Origin of the sequence: Acinetobacter sp. 18QD2AZ41W, from assembly GCF_009829025.1 — a bacterium.
Taxonomy (GTDB): domain Bacteria; phylum Pseudomonadota; class Gammaproteobacteria; order Pseudomonadales; family Moraxellaceae; genus Acinetobacter; species Acinetobacter pseudolwoffii.
On record NZ_WURP01000003.1, the window covers coordinates 23,351 to 49,934 of the forward strand.

Annotated in this window: 18 protein-coding genes; 7 read left to right on the top strand and 11 right to left on the bottom strand. The window is 45.6% G+C overall.

Annotation, left to right across the window (positions count from 1 at the left end):
* The first annotated feature begins 381 nt into the window (after nt 1-381).
* Complete coding sequence (locus GVV58_RS06035) at nt 382-582, top strand: dodecin family protein (protein WP_005095303.1); 201 nt, start codon at nt 382-384, stop codon at nt 580-582.
* A 109-nt stretch (nt 583-691) separates the two neighbouring features.
* On the opposite strand, the gene GVV58_RS06040 is transcribed toward GVV58_RS06035, so the two are convergent.
* The 4 genes from GVV58_RS06040 to ompR all read right to left on the bottom strand — a co-directional run bounded on the left by GVV58_RS06040 (nt 692) and on the right by ompR (nt 5,779).
* Nucleotides 692-1,342, bottom strand: coding sequence for a DsbA family oxidoreductase (locus tag GVV58_RS06040; RefSeq protein WP_005095305.1), 651 nt, complete (start codon nt 1,340-1,342; stop codon nt 692-694).
* A gap of 229 nt (nt 1,343-1,571) precedes the next feature.
* Entirely contained in the window at nt 1,572-3,089 is a 1,518-nt protein-coding gene (locus GVV58_RS06045; protein ID WP_005095307.1) for an acetyl-CoA hydrolase/transferase family protein, read from the bottom strand.
* Nucleotides 3,090-3,294: 205 nt separating this feature from the next.
* Entirely contained in the window at nt 3,295-4,755 is a 1,461-nt protein-coding gene (locus tag GVV58_RS06050) for an ATP-binding protein (RefSeq protein ID WP_100329320.1), read from the bottom strand.
* A gap of 259 nt (nt 4,756-5,014) precedes the next feature.
* On the bottom strand, nt 5,015-5,779 hold the full coding sequence (gene ompR, locus GVV58_RS06055) for a two-component system response regulator OmpR (protein WP_004278590.1): 765 nt from the start codon (nt 5,777-5,779) through the stop codon (nt 5,015-5,017).
* Nucleotides 5,780-6,115: 336 nt separating this feature from the next.
* Here ompR and GVV58_RS06060 point away from each other — a divergent pair, with 336 nt between their 5' ends.
* The 3 genes from GVV58_RS06060 to GVV58_RS06070 all read left to right on the top strand — a co-directional run bounded on the left by GVV58_RS06060 (nt 6,116) and on the right by GVV58_RS06070 (nt 10,186).
* Entirely contained in the window at nt 6,116-8,470 is a 2,355-nt protein-coding gene (locus GVV58_RS06060) for a Tex family protein (protein ID WP_159516171.1), read from the top strand.
* A 102-nt stretch (nt 8,471-8,572) separates the two neighbouring features.
* Complete coding sequence (locus GVV58_RS06065) at nt 8,573-9,616, top strand: hypothetical protein (RefSeq protein ID WP_159516172.1); 1,044 nt, start codon at nt 8,573-8,575, stop codon at nt 9,614-9,616.
* A gap of 6 nt (nt 9,617-9,622) precedes the next feature.
* On the top strand, nt 9,623-10,186 hold the full coding sequence (locus GVV58_RS06070) for a hypothetical protein (RefSeq protein ID WP_159516173.1): 564 nt from the start codon (nt 9,623-9,625) through the stop codon (nt 10,184-10,186).
* Nucleotides 10,187-10,220: 34 nt separating this feature from the next.
* Here the strand turns inward: GVV58_RS06070 and GVV58_RS06075 are convergent, their stop codons facing one another.
* The 6 genes from GVV58_RS06075 to GVV58_RS06100 all read right to left on the bottom strand — a co-directional run bounded on the left by GVV58_RS06075 (nt 10,221) and on the right by GVV58_RS06100 (nt 16,381).
* Nucleotides 10,221-10,538, bottom strand: a complete 318-nt coding sequence (locus tag GVV58_RS06075; protein WP_159516174.1) for a hypothetical protein — start codon at nt 10,536-10,538, stop codon at nt 10,221-10,223.
* A 60-nt stretch (nt 10,539-10,598) separates the two neighbouring features.
* On the bottom strand, nt 10,599-11,678 hold the full coding sequence (locus GVV58_RS06080; protein WP_159516175.1) for a patatin-like phospholipase family protein: 1,080 nt from the start codon (nt 11,676-11,678) through the stop codon (nt 10,599-10,601).
* A gap of 585 nt (nt 11,679-12,263) precedes the next feature.
* A complete protein-coding gene (locus GVV58_RS06085) occupies nt 12,264-13,883 on the bottom strand; it encodes an AarF/UbiB family protein (RefSeq protein ID WP_159516176.1) in 1,620 nt (539 codons plus the stop codon).
* Between the two features lie 12 nt (nt 13,884-13,895).
* Complete coding sequence (locus tag GVV58_RS06090) at nt 13,896-14,573, bottom strand: hypothetical protein (protein WP_005095321.1); 678 nt, start codon at nt 14,571-14,573, stop codon at nt 13,896-13,898.
* A 12-nt stretch (nt 14,574-14,585) separates the two neighbouring features.
* Nucleotides 14,586-15,530: a bifunctional demethylmenaquinone methyltransferase/2-methoxy-6-polyprenyl-1,4-benzoquinol methylase UbiE gene (gene ubiE, locus GVV58_RS06095; protein WP_159516177.1), complete on the bottom strand. Its 945-nt coding sequence runs from the start codon at nt 15,528-15,530 to the stop codon at nt 14,586-14,588.
* Nucleotides 15,531-15,676: 146 nt separating this feature from the next.
* A complete protein-coding gene (locus GVV58_RS06100) occupies nt 15,677-16,381 on the bottom strand; it encodes a hypothetical protein (protein WP_159516178.1) in 705 nt (234 codons plus the stop codon).
* 211 nt (nt 16,382-16,592) lie between these two features.
* Between GVV58_RS06100 and GVV58_RS06105 the strand changes: the two genes are divergently transcribed.
* A complete protein-coding gene (locus GVV58_RS06105; RefSeq protein WP_159516179.1) occupies nt 16,593-18,005 on the top strand; it encodes a phosphate--AMP phosphotransferase in 1,413 nt (470 codons plus the stop codon).
* A gap of 53 nt (nt 18,006-18,058) precedes the next feature.
* Here GVV58_RS06105 and GVV58_RS06110 read toward each other — a convergent pair whose 3' ends face one another.
* Nucleotides 18,059-18,559 (bottom strand): hypothetical protein, encoded by a 501-nt coding sequence (locus GVV58_RS06110; protein WP_005095328.1) that lies wholly within the window; start codon nt 18,557-18,559, stop codon nt 18,059-18,061.
* A 175-nt stretch (nt 18,560-18,734) separates the two neighbouring features.
* Between GVV58_RS06110 and GVV58_RS06115 the strand changes: the two genes are divergently transcribed.
* Entirely contained in the window at nt 18,735-22,439 is a 3,705-nt protein-coding gene (locus GVV58_RS06115) for an exodeoxyribonuclease V subunit gamma (protein ID WP_159516180.1), read from the top strand.
* A gap of 4 nt (nt 22,440-22,443) precedes the next feature.
* Nucleotides 22,444-26,565 (top strand): UvrD-helicase domain-containing protein, encoded by a 4,122-nt coding sequence (locus GVV58_RS06120; protein ID WP_159516181.1) that lies wholly within the window; start codon nt 22,444-22,446, stop codon nt 26,563-26,565.
* Nucleotides 26,566-26,584 lie beyond the last annotated feature (19 nt).

Here is a 26,584-nt window from a genome sequence, read left to right on the forward strand (position 1 = left end):
GGTGCTCAATAACTTGAGCAGAGGGGAGAGTATTTAAACTTGATTTGGGTGAAATCATAACAAATAAGGCTGAATAGAAAATGATAGATTCGGCAAAAGCAGCACCTAAAAAATTAGAAAAATTATTCTACAAAACAATATATTAGTGTATTTGCTCTAGTCTGGGTTTCAGCTGTTTATGGGGCTTTTATGGTTGTTAGTCACAATGGAAATTTGAATACCATGAACTGCCAAAATAAGGTCAACAGATTTTCATCTGCTCAGATGAAAGCTTTGTTCAATCCATGTAAGTTTTTGCTGTCGCTTGTTTACGCGCTGCTGCAATCCTGTGGGAATGAACTAAGATGGATTTTCATTCATGTTTACAATGAGAGTTTCATTATGGCAATTGCAAAAGTGGTGGAAGTTAATTCAAGCAGTACGAAAAGCTTTGAAGATGCGATTCAAACCGGTATTCAAAAAGTCACAGAAACCATCAAAAATGTACAAGGTGCCTGGATCAATGAACAGAAGGTGGTCATCAAAGAAAATAAAATCACGGAATATCGTGTAAATTTAAAAATTAGTTTTCTGGTCGACTAAGTCAATGAGTGTAAATGACATGCAAAAAACATCCCCATCTGAAATGGGGATGTTTTTATAAATTTTCTGAGTTCGATTGCCTAGGCGTATTGCAACTCTCTGTTGAGTATTATTCAGCCGGATTTTCTGCTGCAGTCTCCAGCGCTTTCTCAAAAACCTGCAAGAACACGTCTTTAGGCTGCGCGCCTGCCAAGGCCACACGTTGATCAAAAACAAAGAAAGGTACACCAGTCACTTTGAGCTGATCCTGTGCCACTTCCTGATCAAATTTGACAAAATCGGAAAATTCATCAGAGTCCAGTAAGTCATCGACCTCGACCGGATTCAGGCCAATACGTGCTGCGACATCTTCCAGTGTTTCACGCTCTCCAATGGCCAAGCCTTGCGTCATATAGCTATAGAAGAAAGCTTCCTGTGCATCAGTACCCAAACCTTTGCTTTGCGCCAGATGAATAATACGATGCGCATTGAAAGTATTGCCTGAGTTGGCACCTTCCCAGTTAAATTCAATGCCTTCAGCTTTGGCCATCTCGGCAATATTACGCTGCATTTCTTCGACTTCAGCTACGCTACGACCATATTTTTGTGCCAGACGCTCAGAATTGGACACTTCCTGGCGCACTGGTGCTTCAGGGTCGAGCTGGTAACTGTGCCAATGCACTTCAAGTTCAATGCCTGCTTCTTGTGCAGCTGCTTCTAAACGTTTTTTACCAATATAGCAGAAGGGGCAAACCACATCTGACCAGATATCTACGCGCATGTCATGTCTCTAATTTACTCTTGTGTTTAAGTATGAGGGTGAAGAATCAGAATTTAAAGTCCTTGAGCATCAGAAGGGGATTTCTACAGCATATTGGCAGCATGAAGATTGGACGAGAATATGAATGATAGCCTGATGATTTTGTCCAGAGAGTCTACTTATGGCTATTCAACAAAGATAAAAATCCCATAAAAAAACGCCCCGTAGGGCGTTTTTCGAATGCAGTCAATTATGCAGTTTTTACTGCAGCTTCAACAGCCAGCATGTGACCATTTTCTTCGAAGTTTGAATGCCAAGACAGCGCTTCACGAAGCAGATGAGGTGTATGGCCGCCTTTTGCAGAAGCACGGTCAAAGTAATCATTCAGGGCATCACGATACATGGGGTGTGCACAGTGATCAATCACTGCACGGGCACGCTCACGTGGCGCTAAACCACGAAGATCTGCAAGACCTTGTTCAGTTACCAGAATGTCTACATCGTGTTCTGCATGGTCGATATGTGAAGCAAACGGCACTACAGAAGAGATGTCGCCACCTTTCGCAATAGATTTGGTCACGAAGATCGCCAAGTGCGCATTACGTGCGAAGTCACCTGAACCACCAATACCGTTCATCATTTTGGTACCGCAGACGTGAGTCGAGTTCACGTTACCGTAAATATCAAACTCAAGTGCCGTGTTGATACCAATAATACCTAAACGACGTACCAGTTCAGGATGGTTCGAAATTTCCTGTGGACGTAATACCAGTTTGTCTTTGTATTGTTCCAGGTTGTTAAATACTTTCTCGCCATATTTAGCAGACAGGGTAATCGAAGAACCTGAAGCAAACTTCATTTTGCCTGCATCAATCAATTCAAAGGTACAGTCTTGTAGTACTTCTGAGTACATGATCAAGTCTTCGAAGTTCGAATCTTTCAGACCGGTCAATACTGCGTTGGCAATTGAGCCAATCCCCGCCTGTAATGGACCTAAGTTTTTCGGTAGACGCTCTTCAGCCACTTCTTTTTCAAAGAAAGCGATCAAATGATTGGCGATGCTTTGCGTCTCATCATCTGGTGCAGTCACTGTAGATGGTGAGTCGTGCAAGTCATTGTTGAATACGATACCGACAATTTTTGCTGGATCAATATTGATCGCATGTGTCCCGATACGCTCATCCACTTGAGTCAAAGGAATCGCTTGACGCGTTGGACGGTATGACGGGATATAGATATCGTGTAAGCCTTCAAATGCCGGGCTTAAGTTGGTATTGATTTCTACAATTACTTTTTCAGCAAAGATTGCAAAGCTTGCAGAGTTACCTACAGATGTGGTTGGAATGATGCCGCCATCTTCAGTGATTGCAACCGCTTCAATGATCGCAACATCTGGTTTTTTCAGCTGTTGGTTACGCATTTGTTCAACAGTTTCAGACAAATGCTGGTCGATGAACATCACTTCGCCGTTGTTGATCGCCTTACGTAAAGTGTTGTCGACCTGGAACGGTAAACGACGTGCCAGTACGCCAGCTTCAGTCAGTTGTTTGTCTAGATCGTTTCCTAGTGATGCACCAGTAATTAACGTGATCTTTAATGGATTTGCTTTTGCTTGTTGAACTAAAGCTAAAGGAACCGCCTTCGCTTCACCCGCGCGAGTAAAGCCACTCATACCCACAGTCATGCCATCTTTGATGAATTCAGCCGCTTGTTCTGGACTGATGACTTTGTTGTGTAGGGAGGCTAAACGGATACGATCTAAAGACATTTTAACTCTCATTAATTCTTAAACTATGAGACGGATTGTACCGCTCAAAAAATGTATTGTGCATAGGTGTTAGGCTAAGGTCTAATTTTTTAGCTAAATGTAGGTATAATAAAAAATGATGATTTTTAAGTGATTGAATTAATGAAATATAAAATGAATTGTATAGAAAAACTACAAAATCATTTGCTCACTGACTGATCGTTTCTTAAAAGCGATCAGTCAGTGTTTGGCGGATTTTATCAAGTGTGGTGGCTGGGGGAGGCGTCTCTGGGTTAAGCTGATTCAAGGGGAGTGAGATGATGGCTTCAAGTCCACCTTCAGGGCGATTATGAATGCGTAATTGACCTTGATGAATATCGACAATCCGTTTCACAATAGCCAGTCCCAAGCCACTGCCTTGGACGGTTCGTGCTGAATTTCCCCGTACAAAAGGCTGCATCAGCGCTTCAATCTGATCTTCCGGAATGCCTTCGCCATGATCTGCAACACAAATTAACAGCTGGTTTTCCTCGACATGTGCAGAGATTTCAATCGGTTCTGAACCATAGCGTTTTGAGTTATTGATCAGGTTGCCAATCAGTCTTTTTAGCGACATGCTGCGCGCCTGAATCAACGGTATTTCTTGCGGACTGAAACGGATATCGAGCGGTTTAAACTGCTTGACCAGTTCCTGAAGCAATACATTGACATTGGTGTCCTGTGGTTCTTCATCGGAACCATCGCGCATATAGGAAATGAACTGATCCAGAATCGCGTCCATATCTTCCACATCATAAATCAGACCTTCTTTGAGAAAGTCTTCATCGGGCATCATTTCGGCACTGAGACGAATCCGCGTTAAAGGCGTGCGCAAGTCATGTGAAATACCGGCCAGCATGATGCGGCGTTCCCGCTCGGTCTGGTCCAAGGTATAAATCATCTGGTTAAAGGCATGATTGACCTGACGGATTTCCAGTGGGCCATGATTGGTGTCCAGATAAGGTGCTGAACCAATGCGGCTATAACTGTTGGCGGCATTCTGCAAGCGGCGTAAAGGACGGTTGAGCTGACGCACCAAGGTCAGGATAATAATGCCGACAATAATCGGCGTGCCCAGTAACCAGCCCAGAATCAGCTCATTACTATAATTGGCATAGGTTTTTAAAGGCTCTTGCACCCAGTGACCATTCATTTCAGGGGTCTGGATCCAGATACGCGGGCTTGGTTTAAACTGGAAATAGACCGTGGCCTCTTCAATACGTAGTTCTTTGGCCAGCTTGGTTTCGATCTGCCGGGTAAAAAATTCTGCAATCACTTTTTCCCGGACAGTGGGATACTCTGCCGGATTGGTCACATATTCAATACCAACGCGGTTTTTTAACCAGGTATCAATATCGACTTCCTGCTGTTTATGATACAGGCGTAGATCGGGATTATTGAGAATTTCCAGTTCCATGGCCAGATAGCGCGCATGTTGCTGGATTTCAGGTAAAAATAAGGTACGCCAGAAGAACCACAAAGACATGAACAGGCTGAAACAGACCACAAAGACCACCAGAACTGTGGTACGCATGGCGGCAGAACGCGGTTTGATCTTGTCCAGAAAGCGTTCCCCACGCGTGCGTTTTTTTTCTGAGTAGGTAACAAAATCGGTAAATTTTTGTGGGTCGATGGGGTCGAGTTTCACACTGCGTCCTTTTGCTCAAAAGGGGAGGCTTCCCCCGTAGTTGGATACACGTTAAGGTCATCCGCAACTGTTTGAGGCAGGACTCAAGATGGTCAATGATGTTTCTGCGAGAGAATTGCTTGAATGACGGAGGTTGTCGAGTTTTGCGGATGACAATGGTTTTGCTTACTTTTGTCGAAACAAAAGTAAGGCGAATCGCAGGTTAAACCCTATAAATGAGCTTAAACCATCAGACTCCGTCATGAATCAAGGTATTAATTTACTCCGCACCATCTGGAACAAACACATAACCCACCCCCCAAACGGTCTGGATATAACGCGCACGCGCCGGATTTTCTTCAACCAGACGGCGTAAACGTGACACCTGAACATCAATCGAACGTTCCATGGCACCCCATTCACGACCACGCGCCAGATTCATCAGCTTGTCACGGGTGAGCGGTTCGCGTGGATGCTGAACCAGAGCTTTCAATACCGCAAACTCACCTGTGGTTAAAGTCACGACTTGACCTTCACGGGTCAATGTACGGGTTGATAAATCCAGTGACCAGGGGCCAAATGAGACCACTTCCATTTGCTGGCTCGGTGCGCCCGGTACTTCACGCACTTGACGACGCAATACCGCACGAATACGCGCCAGCAATTCATTCGGATTAAACGGTTTAGGCAGGTAATCGTCCGCACCGGCTTCAAGCCCTGCAATACGGTCAGAATCGCTGCCGCGCGCGGTCAGCATAATAATGGGCGTATCGATATTGGATTGGCGTAAACGACGACAGATACTTAAACCGTCTTCGACCGGAAGCATAAAGTCGAGCACGATCAGAGAAAACAGTTCCCGCTGTAAAAGTCGATCCATCTGCGTGGCATCGTGTGCAGTTTTCACCACAAAGCCTTTATCTTCGAGGAAACGTTGCAATAGGGTACGCAGACGAACATCATCATCAACAACCAAGATGCGTTCGACTCGGTCTGTTTCGGTATGTACGGCATCGGCTTTTTCAGCAGGTACAACTAAACTCATGAGATGCTCCTTTATTCTTTATTGTCGTCATAAACAAAAAATGAAATATGCTTTGAGTATACGATTCATTGATATTAATTGACTATGCTCTAAAGCACCAAATATTGCAGTTAAAATCAAGACATAGATACCAAATATATACATCTAAATGGACAAAAAATATGATTTGGAGCGAGATAAAAAGCAAAGTTCATGCAAACTATATTCAGAAAAGCTGAAAACTGTCGCACTTCATAATATAAAGTTGAGACAAATTAATAAAAACAATGGTGGATTTTATAGGCCCGGTCTTTATAATCATGCCATTTAGTACTTATCCTTGTGGGATCAAACACGATGACTGACTTAGTTCAGCAGTTGGCAAAAGAACTTGCCGTACGTCCAAACCAAGTTGAAGCTGCCATCAAGCTTATTGATGAAGGTGCCAGTGTTCCTTTTATTGCACGTTACCGTAAAGAAGTAACGCAAGGCTTAGACGATACGCAACTACGTCAATTGGATACGCGTCTATCATACTTGCGTGATTTGTATGAGCGCCGTGATAAGGTGATTGAATCACTCAAAGAACAAGATAAATTGTCTGATGATTTGTTGGCGCGTGTGAATGCAGCTGAAACCAAAAATGCATTAGAAGAAATTTACGCACCGTACCGTCCAAAACGTACCAGTAAATCATTTAAGGCCAAGGAAGCCGGTTTAGGCCCAATCGCTGAGAAAATTTTTGCTGAAGCGGTAGATCCAAGCGACGCATTGGCCGGTTTTAGCCATGACGATTATCCAGATACTGAAAGCCAGCTTGATGCGATCCAGCACATCCTGATTGATGACTGGGCACAAAATATCGCGCTGACCACTGAACTGAAAGCCACTTTTGCCAAAACTGCAGTGCTGAAAAGTTTGGTTGCTTCTGAAGAAAAGAAAGAAGTCGGTAAAAAATTCCGTGATTATTTCGATTTCTCTGAAAACCTGAACAAAGTGCCTTCACATCGTTTATTGGCGATGCTGCGTGGCCGTCAAGAAAACGTTCTGGGCCTAAAAGTGGATGGCGAAGATGCTGCACCATTGGCACGCATTGAGACTGAATACAATTTAGACACGATTCAGCCGCAAGCACGTCAGGATTTCTTGAAGCAAACCGCAAAACTGTTCTGGCTTGGCAAAGTGCGTCCAAGCATTGAACATTCATTGCTGACTGAAAAACGTCTGGCTGCTGAAACAGAAGCCATGAACGTATTTGCTGAAAATTTGCGTCATTTACTGCTTTCTGCTCCTGCAGGCGCGCGCACTACTCTGGGCGTTGACCCGGGTATCCGTACCGGTGTGAAACTGGCTGTGGTAAATGCATCGGGTGATGTGCTGGCACACAGCACGATTTATCCATTTGCACCCAAAGATGATAAAGCAGGTTCATTGGCTGAACTGGCACGTTTATGCCGCGAGTTCAATGTTGACCTGATTGCAGTGGGTAATGGAACGGCAAGCCGTGAAACTGAAGCTTTAGTGGCTGAAATGATGGCTGCGAATAGCGATCTTAAACTGACGCGTGTATCTGTGTCTGAAGCAGGTGCCTCGGTGTATTCAGCATCAGAACTGGCTTCTCAAGAACTGCCAGAGCTGGATGTGTCGATTCGTGGTGCAGTGTCAATTGCACGCCGTTTACAGGATCCATTGGCTGAACTGGTGAAAATTGATCCGAAATCGATTGGTGTGGGTCAGTATCAACATGATGTGAACCAGACTGGTCTGGCGAAAACCCTTGAAGCAGTGGTAGAGGACTGTGTGAACTCGGTGGGTGTCGATGTCAACACGGCATCTGCGGCGATTTTGGGTTATATCGCAGGTCTGAATAAATCGATTGCACAGCAAATTGTGGAATTCCGTAAGGAAAATGGCCGTTTTGATAATCGCCAGTCCTTGAAGAAAGTGCCACGTTTAGGCGAGCGTACTTTTGAGCAGGCAGCAGGCTTCTTGCGTATTCAAGATGGTTCTGAGCCATTAGATGCATCTGCAGTGCATCCAGAATCTTATGCACTTGTATCTAAAATTGTTGAAGCGAAAGCGACGACAGTGAAAGATATCATTGGCAATACTGAAATCATTCGTCAGGTCAATGCTGAAGAATTTGCAGATGAGAAGTTCGGTCTGCCAACTATCAAAGATGTTTTAAGCGAACTGGAAAAACCGGGTCGTGACCCGCGTCCAGAATTCCGTACGGCGAAGTTCCGTGATGACATTACTGAAGTTGCGCAATTGTCTGAAGGCATGCAGCTTGAAGGTGTGGTGACCAATGTCACTAACTTCGGTGCATTTGTCGATGTCGGTGTGCATCAAGACGGTTTGGTGCATATTTCTGAACTTGCCAATGAATTTGTCGCTGATCCGCATAAAGTGGTGAAACCGGGTCAAATCGTACAAGTCCGTGTTTTGAATGTGGATGCTGAACGTAATCGTGTGAATTTGTCGATGCGTCCTGAAGGTTCTGAAGCTCCGGCGAAAGCACCACGTCAGCCACGTCGTGAGAACAATGAGCCACGCGGTGAACGTAAGCCTCAAGGCAAGCGTCCACAGCAAGCACGTCCGCAAGGTGATCGTCCTCAGGGCAAGAAACCTCAAGCGGCTAAACCACAAGAGCAAAAAATTGGTGGTTTGGGTGCGCTATTACTTCAAGCAGGGATTAAAGGTTCGAAATAATCTTTAATTGCTAAAAGAAAACCTCCCCATCGGGAGGTTTTTTATTGTGGTTAAAATATAATCTGATACTATTTAGTTTATTGAATAAAATAAGATTTTTAAATGAATACACAAGTTAGTCGTAAAGCTACATCACTTCAAAAAATAACTGTTAAGCAAGATATTTGTATTGAATTTTATAGTTTAAATTTCATAGCTAAAGAGGATAATAAAAAAAATGATGGTTTAGAAGGAAAACCAAAGACTATTCCGAATATTTTAGAAATTTTTAAAATTTTCGAAACTGAAGCGATGAATTTTGAAATCACAAGAAATAAAGGTAGGTACGAACATACTATTGAGAAAATTAGATTTCAAACCAGAAGTATTGAGCTTTTAGTTAGTTGTAATGATACTCAACATCAAGGTGTTATTAAAAAGCATAGAAAAAGTAAACAAAGAACATCTGTACCATTTTTAATTGATGAAGGTAGTGAAACAATATCCCATATTGTTATAAGATTCGATCATGAAAATGAGCTTTTAGGAACAGTATTTTTTGAGAGAGTCCAAGGAATAACCCTAAAAGTAGTTGAAACTATAGTAAATAAATTATTAGAAAAATTAAGAAAAGAGGGTAATTATGCTCAAATTTTCCAAGAACCTTATGTATCAGATAACACAACACCATACTTTTTTAAAATTGAAGCTGAATTTAAACCAATTGCAGACAAAGAAATTCTGGAGCGTTTAAAATCAGGAGATTTTCTAGATTTAAGAATTATTGAAAAAGAAATTGAGCAACCACAGCACGAACTTCCAATTTTAAAAATGCAAGAAAGTCATAATATTTTTAAACCGACGAATATAGTTGTGGAAAACTTAAGTCTAAAAGGAATTGTATCGGGATTGGTAAAATTAGGTAGAGGGCGGAAGAAATCTAATAATGAGATCCCATTAACTTATAAAATGCGTTACTCGGATGCGGGGAATACTAGAATAGTTGAGTTACAACCTGAAGAAGAAAACATAGCAAATATGTGCCAAAAGAAAAAATGGTTTAGAGATTATGAGCGTCAGGTTCTTACTGATCAAATGCTTTTTGATGAAACTCTCTGTAAAAAGATGTTTAACATAAACATTGATGACTATGAGGATCTAGAGTGAATTTAAATGCTTAAATACATAAGATCATATCTGAAAATTGAATGGTTGCATGATGGTAAAGATATTAAAAAGAAGATAGATACGTTTTATCCATTAGCTATATCGGGTTTAGTATTTTGTATCTATTTGATAGTTTTCTTTAAATTTAATATAGATATAGAGCTTATTTTTAGAAGTGAAAGCTTCGCAAGTTTGATGAATTTATTTTTCGCTTTACCTGGTTTTTACATAGCAGCATTAGCTGCTTGCTTAACTATTAATAATCCTTACTTCATATATGTTAACGCTAAAAATAATTTAAAAGGAGTGATAGCTGGTGATAGAGTACATATACCTATCAGGACATTGTTCACTACAGCATTTTCATATTTAACTTATTTAAGCTTTTTATTATTGCTTCTCTATTATGTATCGGATTACTTCTATGAAAATCAATTTTTTAAAGTTACTAATAATATTTATTATATTTTAAAAAATATATTTAACAGTTTGATTATATTTATTTTTTTAAGAATTATATTCGTAACTTTAGCTTGTGTTGCATACTTAGGAGATCGAGCACAAAGATAAAAAACCTCCCAATTGGGAGGTTTTTATTTGATATTTATGAGTTAATCATCGGCACAATCCAGCTGGTGATAATCAGCAAAATACCCAGATGCCCCATTTTTCGCGTCACATAGACCAGCTTAGACGGTGGCTGTTCTAGTCTTTTTGCATATTCTTCCATGCTAATGCCGGGCTTGCCTTTACTGGTAAATAAAAATACCGCCAGGTCGATACAGATCAGAATCGTACCGATATCAGCAACCAGCTCCATCAGGACAAAATCCTGACTATACAGCGACATGCTGACGCTATAAATCAGATAAATGGCAAAGGCCAGACACAGGTATTGCAGGACAACTAAAAACTTCTGCATAAATCTCAACAGTTCACAAAATTAAAGCAATTATACAAATAATCGGGCAGCTGCGGCCAATTACAAGGCCAGCATTATCTCAGCAAAATTCTGCTTCTCGACCAGTTCCAGAAATTCATCGCCCAGCCGCTGACTTTCCGCAATACATTGTTTCCAGAGCTGAATCCGTTGGGTTTGATCCAAACCTTTTAAGTTAAAGTCTTTACGATCAGGCAAACGACCCAAAGGCAAACTTTGCAGATATTCCTGAGACGGAGAAAGCAGCAAAGTTCGTGCCTGATTTTCTGGATTTGAGGTACGTTTAAATAACTTGTCGAACCAGCCGGGGGTAATGCTATCGGTAAAATGTGGATACAGCACAATGCCTTTGCTCTGAAAGGGCAGGTCAATGTGATAATCAATCAGGCCACCATCGCGATAATAACCCTGTGGCGCATCCGGAATATTGTTCACCGCTGCCATCACTCCGGGAATAGACGCTGAAGCCATCAGCCAGGACAACACACTCTGTTCGGTCAGTGCATGATAATGCGTGGTAAATCCATCTTCAGCGATTTTAAACTGTTCACCCGTATTCGGTTGGCTGATCACACGTTGCATGAAATGACGGCTGTGCCGGCGCGCGACTGCGGTCGTTCCAAGAATTCCAGCCACAGAAGCCAACAACGGCAATGCCTTGTCACTCTGGAAAATGTGCTGGGCTTTAATTGAAATGACTGCGAGATGATAATCTGGATGATTGACCAGATCGTTTTCTTTGCCTTGTACCAGATCCAGCAGCATGCCACGGCAGATGTCGCTGACATCTTGACGGGTCATTTTTTTATGAAAATAGAGATTGGTATACAGCTCAGCCAATCGTTCGGTTCCCTGTTGAGCCCCATGTGCAGCCATACTGGCAAAACGCCAACTGCCAATCGAAGAGCCCACCAAAGTTCTACGCTGAGGGGCACGTGGGAAAAACTCGCCAAAAATCGCCTGATCCAGTCCTTGGATCCCAATGCCTTTGGGGCCACCTGCAGCACCGGGCACGATATCGACCTGTTCAGGTTGTAATCCTTGTTGCAGAATCAGCTCACGTGCCAGATGGCCAGCACGAATCGTCAGCGCAGGCGCCCGTTTTTGTAAAATCTGTACCATGATTCAACCCATACCAGCCAAGTGTGTGCTTATTTTAATCGATGCGTCTTTAGACCCAATGGCAAGATATGTCCTAAGGTGACTTGAGAGTCATGGCATCGGGTTGATGTAAGTGTGCATGAGTTCTTTATTGCGTAAATTAAAAAAAGGTAGATTAAATGAAATAATCAAAAGCGTGGTTATAGGATAGCTTGGCCAGTAAAAAGCATGAATTAGAAACAAACTACCTGCAAGACCTATCCATATTTTTAAAGCTAGTATTAGCTGTGTTTGTCGTAGACAGAATGGAAATAACAACGGAAGCAGGTTAAAGCTGACAATGAGCCAGAAATAGTCACTATGAATCAGGAGGTAGAATGTGGTATTGGCAGCAGGGGACCATGCAAGCCAATGGGCTGTTTGGTTGATATAGAAAAAAATATCTATCCATGTTGGGAAGCTGTAAAGTAGTGCAGTGAGAAAGGTTTTTTGTCTATTCTGGCGATACAGTGCGCATAAAAAACTATATTTCATTTGGATATTCTTGTTTTATTTTTTCAATAATTTAAGCATAAAAAAGCCTGACGAATCAGGCTATTTAAAAAATTATTTCGCAATTCGCCAGACGGCAAGAACACTCGCTAGCACAATCAGAAGCACCGACACAAACCATGGTGAAATAATCGCAATCGACAGCAGAATGGCCATGATACTGCCAAACATCCAGCTACGTTTTTGCTGAAGTTCCATTTGCAGGCGCATGCTTTGCAGTTCATTCAGCTGTTTGGCATGCCAGGCTGACTGATTTTTCAGACCGTTCAGGCTGTCAATCATCAAGGTCGGTAGATCCTGTGCACCCAAGAGCAGATCTGGAATTTTCTGTCCCAGTTCTTTCAGGTTTTTCTGCGGATTCATCTGCGCCTTGATCCAGTCGGTCAGGATCGGTTTGGCCAGACTCCAGATATCCAGTTCCGGATACAGGTCAGTGCCCAGACCTTCGACATGCACCAAGGTTTTGAGTAACAGCATCAGTTGCGGTGGAATTTCCAGATGGAAGCGGCGTGCAATGTCCATCACTTCAATCAGAATGCCAGCAAAATCCAGCTCATGCATCGGTTTAGAGACCATTGGCCCGACACTACGGCGCATTTCCCGTGCCAAGGCATCCTGATCGGTGCCTGGTGGAATCCAGCCGGCCTGATGTACCACCTGAATCAGCTGCATAAAGTCGCTGTTCATGACCGCCAGCAGCATGCGTGCTACCGTCATCTGGTCATGTTTGGACAGCTCGCCCATAATCGCGCAGTCCAGCGCAATAAAGCGCGGATTGCTCGGATTGATGGTTTCGACAAAGACATTGCCCGGATGCATGTCGGCATGGAAAAAGTTATCGCGAAAGACCTGGGTAAAGAAAATAGTCAGGCCTTTACGTGCCAGATCAGCACGATCCATGCCGAGTCGGTCAAAGGTCGCGATATCTGAAATTGGCACTCCGGTAATGCGCTCGGCCACCAGCACATCTTTGCTGTCCATATACACTTCCGGCACGTACATCATGCTGGAGCCGGTAAAGTGATGGCGCATACGGCGGGTATTGTCCGCTTCCAGGGTCAGGTCCAGTTCATTCAAAATGATCTGACGATAATCCTGAATAATTTCAGACAAATGTAAAGCACGTGCAGCTTCGAGACGTTTTTCCAAAAAGTCCCCCAGCCATTGCAGAATTTCAAAATCCTGCAAAATCTGCTGGCGAATATTCGGACGGGTCACCTTGACCACCACTTCACGACCATCGTGCAGGGCTGCGGTATGCACCTGTGCAATCGAGGCTGCTGCGAGTGGTTGCACATCAAAACGGGCAAACAGGGTATTTACATCGGCTTTCAGCGATTCCTGAATGCGCATCCGCGCCACGTCATTGTCAAAGGGCTTGACCTGATCTTGGAGCAAGACCAGTTGCTGTAAAAGTTCAGGTGCAATCAGGTCGCGACGTGTAGAGAGTAACTGACCCATTTTAATGGCCAGCGGACCCATTTCCTCTAAAGCCAGTTTTAGCTTGAGCGGGTTTTTACGTTCACGACTGGACCAGGCGGCCGGATGCATACGGATCAAAGACAGAATATGCCGGGCCTTTTCTGGTAATTCTTCCGCAGGAAACAACGTGTCGAGTCGATAGTGCGCGGCGATGCGCCAAAGTTCGAGTAAACGTGAAACATGCGGAATCATAAAGCAGCGTACCTAGTCTTGAGTAGAATTGTTTGAGGTATCGATCTGGGCCTGAAGCTGCTGGATTTTCGCTTCAACCCGATCTAAATTTTGATTCAGGATACGGGTGTCCTGATTCAGGTCATCCATTTGCCAGCGTGGGGCAAACAGACCACTGTCTTCTTTTAAGGCATCTTCGGCAAAGAATAGCTGACTTTGCAGGGTACGTTTCAGCTGTTTGGGTAATAGCTGAAATTTACCAATTTCATGTGCCAGTGCCGGGCCAATCCAGGGACTTAAGTGCGCCGCCAGATCCAGCTCTGCCTGTTGCATGATGCGCTGGATTTCCTGCAATAACTTGTAGTCACCTTGCAGTGGAATATTGCCGACTTCATCGGACAGCAGCAGCTTGAGTAATTCCACCACATTGCTGACCTGCAAGGTTGCAGTCGCTTCGGTGACTGTAGATGAGCCAGCATCAAATGGACGCTGTTCAAAGATTGAAGATGCTTCACTATGACCAGTCGCGGTCGGCTCCAGACGAAGCTTGTCTTTATCAAAAAACACATCGACCGAAAGCTGCGGCGAAGCAATCACCACCCGCAGCATTTTACCAGACAAAGCATTTAGCTGGATGCGGGTAATCGCATCCAGATCAATCACATGGTGAATCACGCGTTCAACAGCACCGAGTGCCAGAATTGACCACATAGGGAGTGAACCTTAAAGTTTAAAACCGCGGTGAACTGCAACAATCCCGCCAGTCAGGTTGTGATAGTCACAATTCTGGAAGCCGGCATTTTCCATCATGCCTTTCAGGGTGCGCTGGTCTGGATGCATACGGATCGATTCGGCCAGGTATTTATAACTTTCAGAATCGTTGGCGATGATTTTACCCATGATTGGCAAGGCTGTGAACGAATACAGGTCATATAGCTTAGAGAATGGCTCAAACACCGGTTTAGAGAATTCCAGTACCAGTAAACGGCCACCTGGCTTCAACACGCGGTACATCGATGCAAGTGCGGCATCTTTATCGGTCACGTTACGCAGGCCAAAAGAAATGGTCAAAAGATCAAAGCTGTTGTCTGCAAATGGCTCTAGAGTTTCGGCATTGGCCAGTACGAAATCGACATTGGTACAGCCGGCATCGATCAGACGGTCACGACCGACATTCAGCATTGACTCGTTAATATCAGACAGCACCACATGACCGGTCGGGCCCACTTCGCGGCTAAAGACTTTGGCCAGGTCGCCGGTACCGCCGGCGATATCCAGCACATGCTGGCCACGGCGTACACCCGACATATTGATTGCAAAACGTTTCCACAGACGGTGAATGCCGAAAGACATCAGGTCATTCATGATGTCGTATTTGCTGGCGACAGAATGGAAAACTTCTGCGACTTTTTGGGCTTTTTCTTCGCTGTTTACCGTCTGATAGCCAAAGTGTGTGGTCGCGCCGACATTGCCGGTACTGGCACCACGTGGCAGGTTATATTTTGGCACCGAGCCTGTTACCGGCGTGTCGGTCAGACGTTGTTCGAGAGATTGTTGCTGACCTTGCGGTGTACCTTGTGGAAGAGGTTCAGTTAAGAATGGGCTCACTTTGTCTGTCTGTTGTGCCGACTCAGGGGTAGGGGTAGGCGTTGTATTTTCATTCGACATTGGAGTCACTCCTAACATATCAATCGGGTTAATCTTGCATTGTCTGCATCATGACAGATTCTAAAGGCTTATTCAGCAATCATGATGCAATTGTTATGAATAATATACAGAAAAATGCACGCTTGTCAGAAATACTGTACTGCTATTTATTGAAACGGCAATGCATCGCCAGAGTGTACTTTATCAATAATCCTGCGTTCGGTTGCAGTAAATTCACGAACAAATTTTTCTGCCGATTTGAGTGGCTTCATCGCCAGGAAACCATCCTGCATAAACTCATACATCACCTGAAAATTATATTTATGTGCTGCGCCCTTACACATTTTGAAGGCCGCATAAACCATAAAGGAACGCATGTATTTATCCAGGCTCATGCCGAGCTGATCGAGCAGATCCAGCTGTTTCAAGCGCGCCTCGCCTTGATCCAGTTTTAAATAGGTCAGGCGCATCATCTCATCGGTCAGTGGTTCATGTGGATGATAATCCTGCAATAGCTGAATCGCGACCTGTTCATCCAGCTGTACTGCCAGAATCGCCAGCTCCACACCCAAGGTACCGGTTTTAATGGCATTTTCCGGAATGACTTTTTCTGCCTTATGCGCATATTTCATCAGCCGGGCAATCTGTTCTGCCAGTGCATCAAATTCGGCGCCGCCATAGAGACGGTTCAGGAAATATTCGGACATCAGCTGATTGGCTTTTTCCGCAAAATGCGCCTGATGGGTTCGCTGCATGCGAACTTTCTGCCAGGCCTGTACATCCTGCAAACGGCTCAGAATGTCCGGTCGGGTATGATAACCCAGCTGATAATAATGCTCTAACAGATCATCGAGAACGGCAAGTTTGGACATGAGGCTTCAATTATAGTTTGATGATGCAAGAATCTTAGAGGCTGGCGCACAATCCTGCTATGACAAATTGAACAGAGATCGGACATTTGTAGGTCAATCTGTTGTTTAAATAGCCAATTTAATCGTGTGAAAAACGTTGCCAAAGCTATTTTTGCGCCAAAACTCATCGTTATACTGCATATAAAATAAAAGATCAGGGTTGAAGACAGATATGGCACAACCACAATTTCAGTTAATGGATGAAGATCAGTTATCGGTCGAGCTGATTGATGCCCAGTATGATTTAAAAAAAACACGCGGCCGCAAAAATGCCAAAAGCCTGTTGATTCTGGTCAACGGAATTGAGCTGGCCGGTAAGGGTGAAGCGGTCAAGCAGCTACGCGAATGGGTCGATCCGCGTTATTTGCGTGTGAAAGCGGATGCACCGCAAGTGGCCGGGCCGAAACAGACCTTGTGGCAGCCTTATGCGCATTTCATTCCGGCCGAAGGGCAGATCATGGTCTTGTTTGGCAACTGGTACAGCGACCTGCTGAGCAGCGCCATGCAAGCTTCAGATCCGATCACTAATACACAGTTCAATCATTATCTGCAAGAGATGCAGGCCTTTGAACAGGACCTGAAAAATAATCATGTCGATGTGGTCAAGGTCTGGTTTGACCTGTCCTGGAAAGCCCTGCAAAAACGGCTGGATGCCATGGATCCGAGTGAAGCGCACTGGCATCAGCTGCATGGTCTGGACTGGCGCAACAGAAAACAGTACGACACCTTGCAGCGCTTGCGTCAGCATTTTACCGAAGACTGGTTCATTATTGAGGGTGAAGATGAACAGCAGCGTGACCAGCAATTTGCCCAGCATATTCTGGGTGCTCTCAAGCATTGCCCCAATCATCCGGCCAGAGCCAGTGGACGATGGAAACAGGCCAAGATTCCCGAACTGTTAAAACATCCTGCCGAAACTCGAGCCAAGGCAGAGGATTACAAGCCGGAGCTGAAAAAATTAACAGCTAAGGTGGCCAAGGCGATGCGGTCCGATCCGCGGAATGTGGTGATTCTGTTTGAGGGCATGGATGCTGCTGGAAAGGGCGGCGCGATCAAGCGCATTGTGAAAAAACTGGATCCGCGTGAATATGAAATTCATACCATTGCCGCACCAGAAAAATATGAGCTGAGCCGTCCCTATTTATGGCGCTTCTGGACCAAGCTGCAAAGCGATGATGATATCTGTATTTTTGACCGTTCCTGGTATGGGCGGGTGCTGGTAGAGCGGATAGAAGGTTTTGCCAGTGCCGCAGAATGGCAACGTGCGTATGCGGAAATTAACCGTTTTGAGCAAAGTCTGGTCAAGCATCAAACCGTGGTGATCAAACTGTGGCTGGCCATTTCCAAAGATGAACAGGCCGCACGTTTCAAGGCACGCGAAGATACACCGCATAAGCGTTTTAAAATTACTGAGGATGACTGGCGTAACCGGGAACGTTGGGAGGATTATCTGAAAGCGGCAGCCGACATGTTTGAACGTAGCTCGACCGATTATGCGCCTTGGCATATTATTGCGACCGATGATAAAAATACCGCACGGGTCGAGGTGTTAAAGGCCATTTTAAAACAGCTTCAGGCAGAATAATCTGCCTGAAGTAGCACGGGCTCAGCTGTTTAAAATATTGAGCTCAAATGTGCTTAACCTTGAGCGACCTGTTTTTGCTGGATATTTTTAGCCGCACGGTAGCATTCCTCGACATGGGCTTCGGCAATTTTTTTCATGACAAAATAGCCCAGACTGGCGGCAATCAATTGACCACCCAGGGGAATGAATTTTGTCACTTGCTTTGTGATCACTTTCGCTGCAACATTGTTCAAAGATTTTTTGACAGCAGTTCGCGCGACCACCAGACCAGAAAATTCTACGCCGCGTTTACGCAGCTCATTCCAGTGCACCTGACGGGTTTTGGGATCATAGACACTGATCTGATCAGGCGCCAGTCCGAAGCGGGCATTGATCTCGGGAATCAATTGCGACAAGATGCCGATGTCAATGACGACATCCATAAACGGCACTGGAATAATGGCGGCACCCGCAGAATAGTAGGCACGTTTTTTGGTGAGTTCCAGGCACTCGGCACGAATTTGTTCCAAATCTAAGCTTGGATCGATACGTTCAGGAATTTTATCTAATTTCATGGGCACTACCTAAGCTCTATGTTGTTTTTTTCTATGCAAGCATCATTAAGATGCTTTTTTCAAAGAAATTTTTCGACTGAAGTGTGATTTTAAAGTGTCATACAGCGCTCGAGATGTATAGTAACTAATCTTTATCATTTTGTAGTAAAACTAGTTCAGCAGTTCAGGGGAAACGATGGCAATCCATGTTATTCAGAGTCAACGCATTGATGTGCTTTTGGATAGTATGCTGCGTATTGTCAATCAAACTGCCCGGCATCCGTTTGAAGTGTTACAGCCCCGGCATTTTATTGTGCCGTCTCCGGCCGTAGAAAGCTGGTTGACTCAAAAAATTGCCGAGAAGAAAGGCATCAGTGCCAATAGCCAGTTCCATCACCGGATTCGTGCCTTTCAGTGGACGTCTTATCAGTGGGTGCTGAATGCGCCTAAAGAAGTCGAACAGGTTCGAGAAGCCAATATTCCGCGTATTATCATCAAATGGCGCGTGTTTCAGGCACTGCGTAAATGTATTCTGCCAGAACATATTCCCTTAGACGTCGATCATCCGCTGTATTCAATTGTAAAGCGGATTTACGACAGTGCCGACCGGCTGGAGCAGGGCACGGAAAAACAGCTGAAAAAACAGAGCATGCTGTACTGGGTGGCCGAGCAGGTATCGCGCTTGTTCAGCCATTATATGGATTATCGCGGCTATTGTGCACGTAACTGTCCACCGCAAAGCTGCAGCTGCCCGACCAACTGGCTAGAGGCCTGGGGACAGGATGTTGCGCTGGATATCGAGCAGATGATTTATAGTCCCAAAGATGAAAATGGTCACGAAATGCAGGTGGCCGATTTCGTCAAAATTCAGGCGCGTGAGCTGGAAGCCTGGCAACGCTGGTTGTGGCAGCATGTATTTCAGGAGGATTATGCCAAAATTCTGGAGATTGAGCGCCTGTATTGGGAACGGCTGGAGAATCCGGAAACACGAAGCGAAGCCCTGAAACGCTTGCCGGCACAGATAGTGGTATTTAGCCTGCTGGAACTTCCGCCCAGCCAGCTGGACTTTTTACGCCGGCTGGGGCAATACATAGACATTTATATCTTTCATTTTAACCCCTCGCAGGAATACTGGGCCGACAGTGTCGATCCGGACTGGAAAGCCAAATTTGATCTGCAACGGGAAGAGCGCTTTATTCAGCGCTTTGAAAAAACTCGCCAACGTAAACCGAATGATGCTGAACTGAAAGAATTTCGAATCAAGCAGCTTAACTTTAATGCCGAAGATCGTGAATCGCGGCATCCGCTGTTGACCCGATTTGGCAAGCAGGCGCGGGATCATTTCTCTTTACTCTCCAAACTGTCTTCTGGAGAAGAAGGTCTCTGGGCCGATGTTTTTGTCGATGACTATCAGGACAAGCTGCTGGCAAAAATCCAGTCAGATATTTTATATTTACTCGAACCTGAACAGCATCAATATGCTTTAAGTCCGGCCGATAATTCGGTGCAGATTCATGTCTGTCATTCCTCGTTGCGTCAGCTGGAAGTACTCAAAGAACAGGTTATTCACTGGCTGGCACAAGGTACGGAACAGCAGCCACGGCAACCGAGCGACATTCTGGTGCTGAGTCCGAATCTGAAAGAACTGGAACCGGCGATTCGCAGTGTCTTTGCCCCGCCGCCACGTGAGCGTGAGATCGGCAGCCAACGGTTGCAGAAAGATAACCTGTATTTACCGATCCAGATTGCCGGGGTGTCGCGTCTGGATGTTAGCAATGCCTGGCGCGCGGTACTGGGCCGGATCCAGTGGGTACGTCGCCGTTTCAGTATTGAGGACTTTGCCGACTGGCTCAGCCTGAATGCCACCCAGCAACGTTATGCTTTGGACTATAGTCAGGTAGAACGGATGTTGCAGTTGCTGACGGAGGCTGGCTTCAAGCGCGGTCTGGACCAGCAGCATTTACAGCAAAGCCTGAGCGCAGGCGATGATGATTACCGTTTTAGTTTTAAATTCGCGCTAGACCGTCTGGCTTTGGGCCTGGCCATTCCTGAACATACAATGTTTGAGGATACCTTGAGTTATGCCAAGGTTCTGACCAGTGATTTCCCGTTGATTTCGACCCTGATCCAGATTTATCAGGATCTGGTGCAGCGCCGTGACTGGCTGACTTTGCATGAGACCGGACAGCGCACGCCGGTGAAAACCTGGCTGGAATATTTGCGCGCCGATCTGAATGAATTTCGTGATGCCGGGGTGGAATCGCTCAAAACTGTGGCCGAGATTATCGACAAGCAGATGCGGATGCTGACCCTGGCCGATTATCATGAGCAGGATGATTCACATGCCAGTCAGGAGCTGGTGGCACTGAGTTTGCCTTTGCCTTATGTGCTGGAAGAAATTCAGAATACGCTAGAAATGCAGCTGGATCAGGCCGAACCAACCGGACAGATCACTTTTAGCCAGATTGGCCAGATCCGGCCACTCCCTTATCAGCTGGTGGTGATGCTGAATCTGGATAGCGGTAAGTTTCCGAGCCGGAATCAGCAGGTGCCGTTTGATCTGATGCGCAGCCTGAAGCCGCAACTCGGCGATCGTTCGCGTCTGGATGATGAGCAGGGTGCTTTTCTGGATGCCTTACTATTGGCGCAGGATAATTTATGGCTGTTTTATAATGGCTTTGATCTGGACGATGGCGAGGCCCGAGATCCATCCACTGCCTTGCAGGAACTGATTCAGCATATCGCATTCATCTGTCAGTCGGAACAGCCGGATGCCGAAGTCGATCCTGTGGTGGAAATCAATGGTCTGTCAGTCGCCCAACATATCCAGCAGCTTTATCATGTACATCCCTTGCAGCCTTTTGATCCAGCCGGATTTGCAGATGCGCAAACACCGCGTTATCGGGATCAGTGGTTTGCGGTGGCAGAATATATCCGAAGTGCCGAAGGCAAGCGCAGCAGCTGGATCAATGCGCATTATCCGGCAGTTGAACAAAAAGAACTACGGGTGCTGAAAGGGGATGAGTGGATTCGGGACATGATTTTCCCGGCACGTTTATTTCTGAAAAGTGTCGGAATTTCCACAATTCGCTATGCAGATTTGCCGAGTTCCCGTGAGCCCTTGTTATTAAACAAGCTGGAACAATATCAGGTGCGGGATTTTCTATTACAACAAGATCAGCAGATTGAGCCGAGCTTGATGCTAGACCGTTTGCCAGTAGGCAAAACCCAGCAAGCCACCTGGCTCAGCAGTCAGCAGGAACAGCAGTTGTTGCAAGAACGTTTGCTACAGCTCGGCAAAGAACTGACGCCGGTGACCCAGCAATCCCTGCAATTTAGTCCTGAACTGATCATTCATATCAGCGTACCACAAGCCTCGCACAGCAGTTACTGGTTAAGTCTGCAATCTTCTTCGGCCTCGGAAAAACGCCGTGCCCAGATCTGGCTGGAATATCTGTTATGGCTGGCTTACTTAAATGATGATGCACGCTCACCAGAACTGGAACGTATTGTGATTTTCAGTAATAAAACCCTGAAGTTTTCCGGATTGAGTTCGAGTAAAGCGCGAGAATATTTACAGTTCTGGTTCAAAGCCTGGGAAATTGGTCAAAAGCAGCCACTGGTGTTGCCGGCAGAATTATTGATGAAAAAAGAGTGGCAGTGGGCCGAAAATGAACAGGGCAAAATGACCATTGTGGAAATGCCGGAACTGCTAAAAGCCTGGAACAATAGCTATGAAAGTGCCAAGCCTTTGGCTTCGGATGAATCCAGCCTGTTGCATCAGGACTGGCAGTTTATTTTGCAGGATCAGGACCCGGATCTGGCCTTGCAGCGCTGCTGTCATGATTTCGCCCATGCTCTGTATGCGCCGATTCACCAACATCTGGAATGGGTGAAATAGCAATATGACCGTGTTAAAGCAGCAGATGCAAAAAGCCATTTCTACCAATCCGATTCAGGACATGACGTTCCGGGGCTTACACTGGATTGAGGCCTCGGCAGGCACCGGCAAGACCTATACTTTATCCAGTTTGATGGTGCGAATTTTTCTGGATCAGTATTATCCGCATCAGGTGATTGCAACCACCTTTACCCGTAAGGCAACGGCCGAACTGAAAAACCGGGTACGGCTGCGGGTCGAAGAAACTTTGGCCTATATCCAGCGTCATCAGCAGCTCAATTCTGTGGAAATTGCAGCGAAGATTCAGAGCGAAACTGATCCTTTATTTCAGCAGGTGTTGAAAGATTATGGTACACGGATGGACTATGCCCGTCGCCGTTTGCGTCTGGTACTGAACCAGCTGGATGAACTGTTTGTCGGGACGCTGGACAGCTTTAGCCAGAAACTTTTACGTGAATTTGCCTTTGAAAGTGGCAAGATTGAACGTGCTGAACTGACCGAAGATCAGGATTTATATATCCAGCAACTGATTCATGATGTGCTGCGTGACTGGATTCAGCAGCAGCCCCAATATATGGTCAATCATCTGTATGTGCAGAATCTGCTGAAACCGGTCGAGCATTATACCGGGCTGGTTCGGGATGCCCTGAATTTTAGCAATCAGCAATTCCAGAAGGTCGAGCCGGCTGAATGTGATCTAGGTAAATTAGAAGCCTGTATTACCCAATTATTGAATATTCATGAGCATGATCTCGAAGTCATGCGGCGCTATTGTCAGGAAAGTCCAAAGTATTTTCACAAGAGTTTTTTGACCAAGTTAACCGACGTTTGTGAAAACTTTATGACCTGGAGCGCAGCCCTAAAAACTCAGGGTGGCATGAGTTTCTTTGATGCGGAATTGCAACCGATTTTACTGAATCTGTGCCATTTACGCCGTAAAAAAACTGATTTCCAGCCGACCACTCAGGTTTTTAACAAGAGCTGTCCGGAAGCGGAGCAGCAGCTGATTTTGCAACACAGCCTGATTGTGGCAATTGATGCACTGTGTGAGGTCAAACAGGATCTGGATGAGCAGTTGAAGCAGCTCACGACCTATCTGGAATTTCATATTATTCAAAGTGTGCAAACTCGTTTGCCGCAAACCCTGCAACAGCAGGGTGAAACGACTTTTTCCCAGCAAATCCGCACACTGGCAGAAGCACTGCAAGGACAACAAGGCCAGCGCTTTGCCCAGTTTGTACAGGCACGTTATCCGCTGATTCTGGTGGATGAATTTCAGGACACCAATCAGGATCAGGATGACCTGCTGGCCAAGATCTGGCGGGATGCCAGCCGGGTTCAATCCGGCTGCATGATTATGGTCGGCGATCCGAAACAGGCGATTTATGGTTTCCGTGGTGGCGACATGCTGACCTATAACAAGGCACATGCTGACGTGCGGCAGAAGCAGGGCCGCGAATATACCCTGATGCAGAACCATCGTTCGGTCAAAGCGCTGGTCGAAGTGGTCGATGCTTTATTTCAATGCCAGATGGATTTTGGTGAACAGGTGCAGTACACCCTGATTCAGGCCGGTAGTCGGCCACATCCGGATCTCATCGATAGCGCTGTCTGCAATCCGCAGCCCTTACGCTGGATTCAGTTGGGTGAGTCGGATGTAGAAGCCGATCAGGTGGCCTGGAAAATCCGTGCACTCCTCAATCAGTCTGCTCAACAGCAGTTATATTTTCAGCAGCAGAACAGTATTCAAAGCCTGAAAGCCGATGATATTACAGTGCTAGGGTTTGGACATTTTGCCCTTGAGCAGGTCAAGCAGCGCCTACAGCGTATGGGTATTCCTTGTTATAAAGAATCCAAACAAAGTGTTTTTGCCAGTGCTATTGCGCAGGATGTCGCGGCCGTCTTGACTGCGATCATGGATCCTTTTAATGAATCCAAGGTCAAACGTGCCTTACTGACCCGCCTGCTGGGCTTCAACCTGAAAAAACTGATTGAGTTACAGGCGCAGAGTGAAGGGCTCAGTCGCTATATTGCCGATCTGGATGCAATTCGGGAAATGTGGTTCGAAAAAGGTTTTCTCACGGCATGGAATTATGCCTTAAACTTGTTTCAGGTCTGGACTCATCTGGTGGCCAGTCAAAGTCTGGATAATGAACGGGTGGTGGTGAATTTGCGTCATCTGACCGAAATTCTGAGCCAGCAAAGTGAATATTATCAGGGTGCCCAAAAACTCTATCACTGGTATTTGCGTCAGTTACAGTCCCCTTCAGGCAAAGACAGTGAAAAAGAACGCAAGCTGTCTGGTGATCATGGGGTACAGCTGATGACCATCCATGCCTCTAAAGGGCTGGAATTTAAAGTGGTATTTTTATTGGGCGCAGATGCTGCTTTTGATGTGAATAAAGGCAACTTGAACTTTTCATTAAGTGGCACACTGTCTGAAAGTATTTTAGAACAATCCCGGGTGATTGCGGTCAATCATAAGCATTTGCACGAGCAGGCGATTTTACAGAATGCAGCGCGTAATGCAGCGGAAAATCACCGGCTTTGGTATGTGGCGCTGACCCGTGCCAGTCATCGGGTGTATGCCATGTTGCAAGACCACGCTTCACAATCCGATTCGGGCTTGGCGTTCTGGCGTGGCCAGGGCGATGCCATCTTCGAACATGCTTTATCTCTGGTCGAGCCGCCTCTGTCTCAGGAACCACCGCGTCTGGTCGAGCAGTTGAACCATCATCAGATTGACATGCGGGCGCAACCTTTGCCAGAGCGGCAGTTTTATCCACGCACCAAAACCAGTTTTACCGCATTGTCGCAACACCAGTCACATGCGCCAGTTTTGCAGGATGATCTGGTCAATGCACAGGAACACCCGGATAGTGCAGCGGATGAAATCAATCTGAATGCTTTAGCAGATCAGCCGGCTGTCACACCGCTAGACTGGATCAAGCTGAATTTCCCCAAAGGTACGGTGGCCGGAACTTTCTTGCACAGTATTTTTGAACATATCAATTTTCAGGATAGCAGTTACTGGAATCTGGAAATTCGCCGTCGTTTTAAAAATACTGCACCGCAAATCTGGCAGGAGCTAAAAGAAAAATTCGAACAGGCCTTTCAACTGCGTACTGTGCTGGAGCAGACCTTTGCGCCGCATTATCAGGCCGCAGCGGTGAATCTGCGTAGCCTGTTTCAAGCCGCAGCGCAGGCAAATTTCAAAGCAGATGAGTTGCAACAGAGTATGCAACGCGTTTTGTCCAGCCTGAACTATAAATTGCTGAGCGGCATTCGCCTGCATGATCAGAGCGAAGCTTATCGTCAACAATGGCGACAGTTATTTCAATCGGCACAGCAAGACCGATCAGCCTTGATGCTCTTTTTAAGTCAGTTTGAGCGTTATTTCACCGAGCTGGATGATGACAGCTTTATCCTGTTTTTTGAACAGGAAATGGCCCAGATTGCACACCTTGCAAGTCCTGAACAGCTCAATGTCGAAAGCATATTCCAGACTGCTTTAGATGGATTGCTTGATGAAATTAGGGAAGATATTTTACTCAATCTGATGCATGACTGGGTGCATGATATTCTGGTCACTCCGATTCAGGCAGATTTTTTTTTGGCACAACTGGGTGATCAACAGTATCTGTCAGAGTTCCCTTTTTATCTGTCACTCACCGATGCGCCTTTGCAGATCCGACAAATTCATCAGCTCTTTGTTGAACATGACATTGTCATGAGCGATTTTAATGAAGCCAAATCGGCACGTTATCTGACCGGTTCCATCGATCTGGTGTATTTCGATGGCCAGCGCTACCATATTGCCGATTATAAAAGTAACTTTCTCGGCCCAGATCAACAGCATTATACCGCTGAGGCTATTCAGCAGAATATGAGCCAGTCCAGTTACTGGTTGCAGGCAGCCTTGTATCTGGTGGCCCTGCATCGTTATCTGAACGCAAATATGCAGGCGTATTCAATGCAGCAGCATCTGGGCGGCGCAAGCTATTTATATTTACGCGGTATGCACGGGCAGATGGAACAAGGTGTATATCACTGGCAACCAGACATCGAATTCGTTGAAAAACTGGATCAGATTTTGGGCTATTTTGAGCAGAAAAAAACAGCATAATTTTGCTGCCTGATAAAAT

Coding starts and splice junctions, on each gene's coding strand:
- GVV58_RS06045 (WP_005095307.1), bottom strand. CDS start 3,089: ATGTCTTTAGATCGTATCCGTTTAGCCTCCCTACACAACAAAGTCATC.
- ompR (WP_004278590.1), bottom strand. CDS start 5,779: ATGAGTTTAGTTGTACCTGCTGAAAAAGCCGATGCCGTACATACCGAA.
- GVV58_RS06110 (WP_005095328.1), bottom strand. CDS start 18,559: ATGAAATTAGATAAAATTCCTGAACGTATCGATCCAAGCTTAGATTTG.
- GVV58_RS06085 (WP_159516176.1), bottom strand. CDS start 13,883: ATGATTCCGCATGTTTCACGTTTACTCGAACTTTGGCGCATCGCCGCG.
- GVV58_RS06120 (WP_159516181.1), top strand. CDS start 22,444: ATGACCGTGTTAAAGCAGCAGATGCAAAAAGCCATTTCTACCAATCCG.
- GVV58_RS06100 (WP_159516178.1), bottom strand. CDS start 16,381: ATGTCCAAACTTGCCGTTCTCGATGATCTGTTAGAGCATTATTATCAG.
- GVV58_RS06035 (WP_005095303.1), top strand. CDS start 382: ATGGCAATTGCAAAAGTGGTGGAAGTTAATTCAAGCAGTACGAAAAGC.
- ubiE (WP_159516177.1), bottom strand. CDS start 15,530: ATGTCGAATGAAAATACAACGCCTACCCCTACCCCTGAGTCGGCACAA.
- GVV58_RS06060 (WP_159516171.1), top strand. CDS start 6,116: ATGACTGACTTAGTTCAGCAGTTGGCAAAAGAACTTGCCGTACGTCCA.
- GVV58_RS06105 (WP_159516179.1), top strand. CDS start 16,593: ATGGCACAACCACAATTTCAGTTAATGGATGAAGATCAGTTATCGGTC.
- GVV58_RS06080 (WP_159516175.1), bottom strand. CDS start 11,678: ATGGTACAGATTTTACAAAAACGGGCGCCTGCGCTGACGATTCGTGCT.
- GVV58_RS06075 (WP_159516174.1), bottom strand. CDS start 10,538: ATGCAGAAGTTTTTAGTTGTCCTGCAATACCTGTGTCTGGCCTTTGCC.
- GVV58_RS06115 (WP_159516180.1), top strand. CDS start 18,735: ATGGCAATCCATGTTATTCAGAGTCAACGCATTGATGTGCTTTTGGAT.
- GVV58_RS06065 (WP_159516172.1), top strand. CDS start 8,573: ATGAATACACAAGTTAGTCGTAAAGCTACATCACTTCAAAAAATAACT.
- GVV58_RS06040 (WP_005095305.1), bottom strand. CDS start 1,342: ATGCGCGTAGATATCTGGTCAGATGTGGTTTGCCCCTTCTGCTATATT.
- GVV58_RS06090 (WP_005095321.1), bottom strand. CDS start 14,573: ATGTGGTCAATTCTGGCACTCGGTGCTGTTGAACGCGTGATTCACCAT.
- GVV58_RS06070 (WP_159516173.1), top strand. CDS start 9,623: ATGCTTAAATACATAAGATCATATCTGAAAATTGAATGGTTGCATGAT.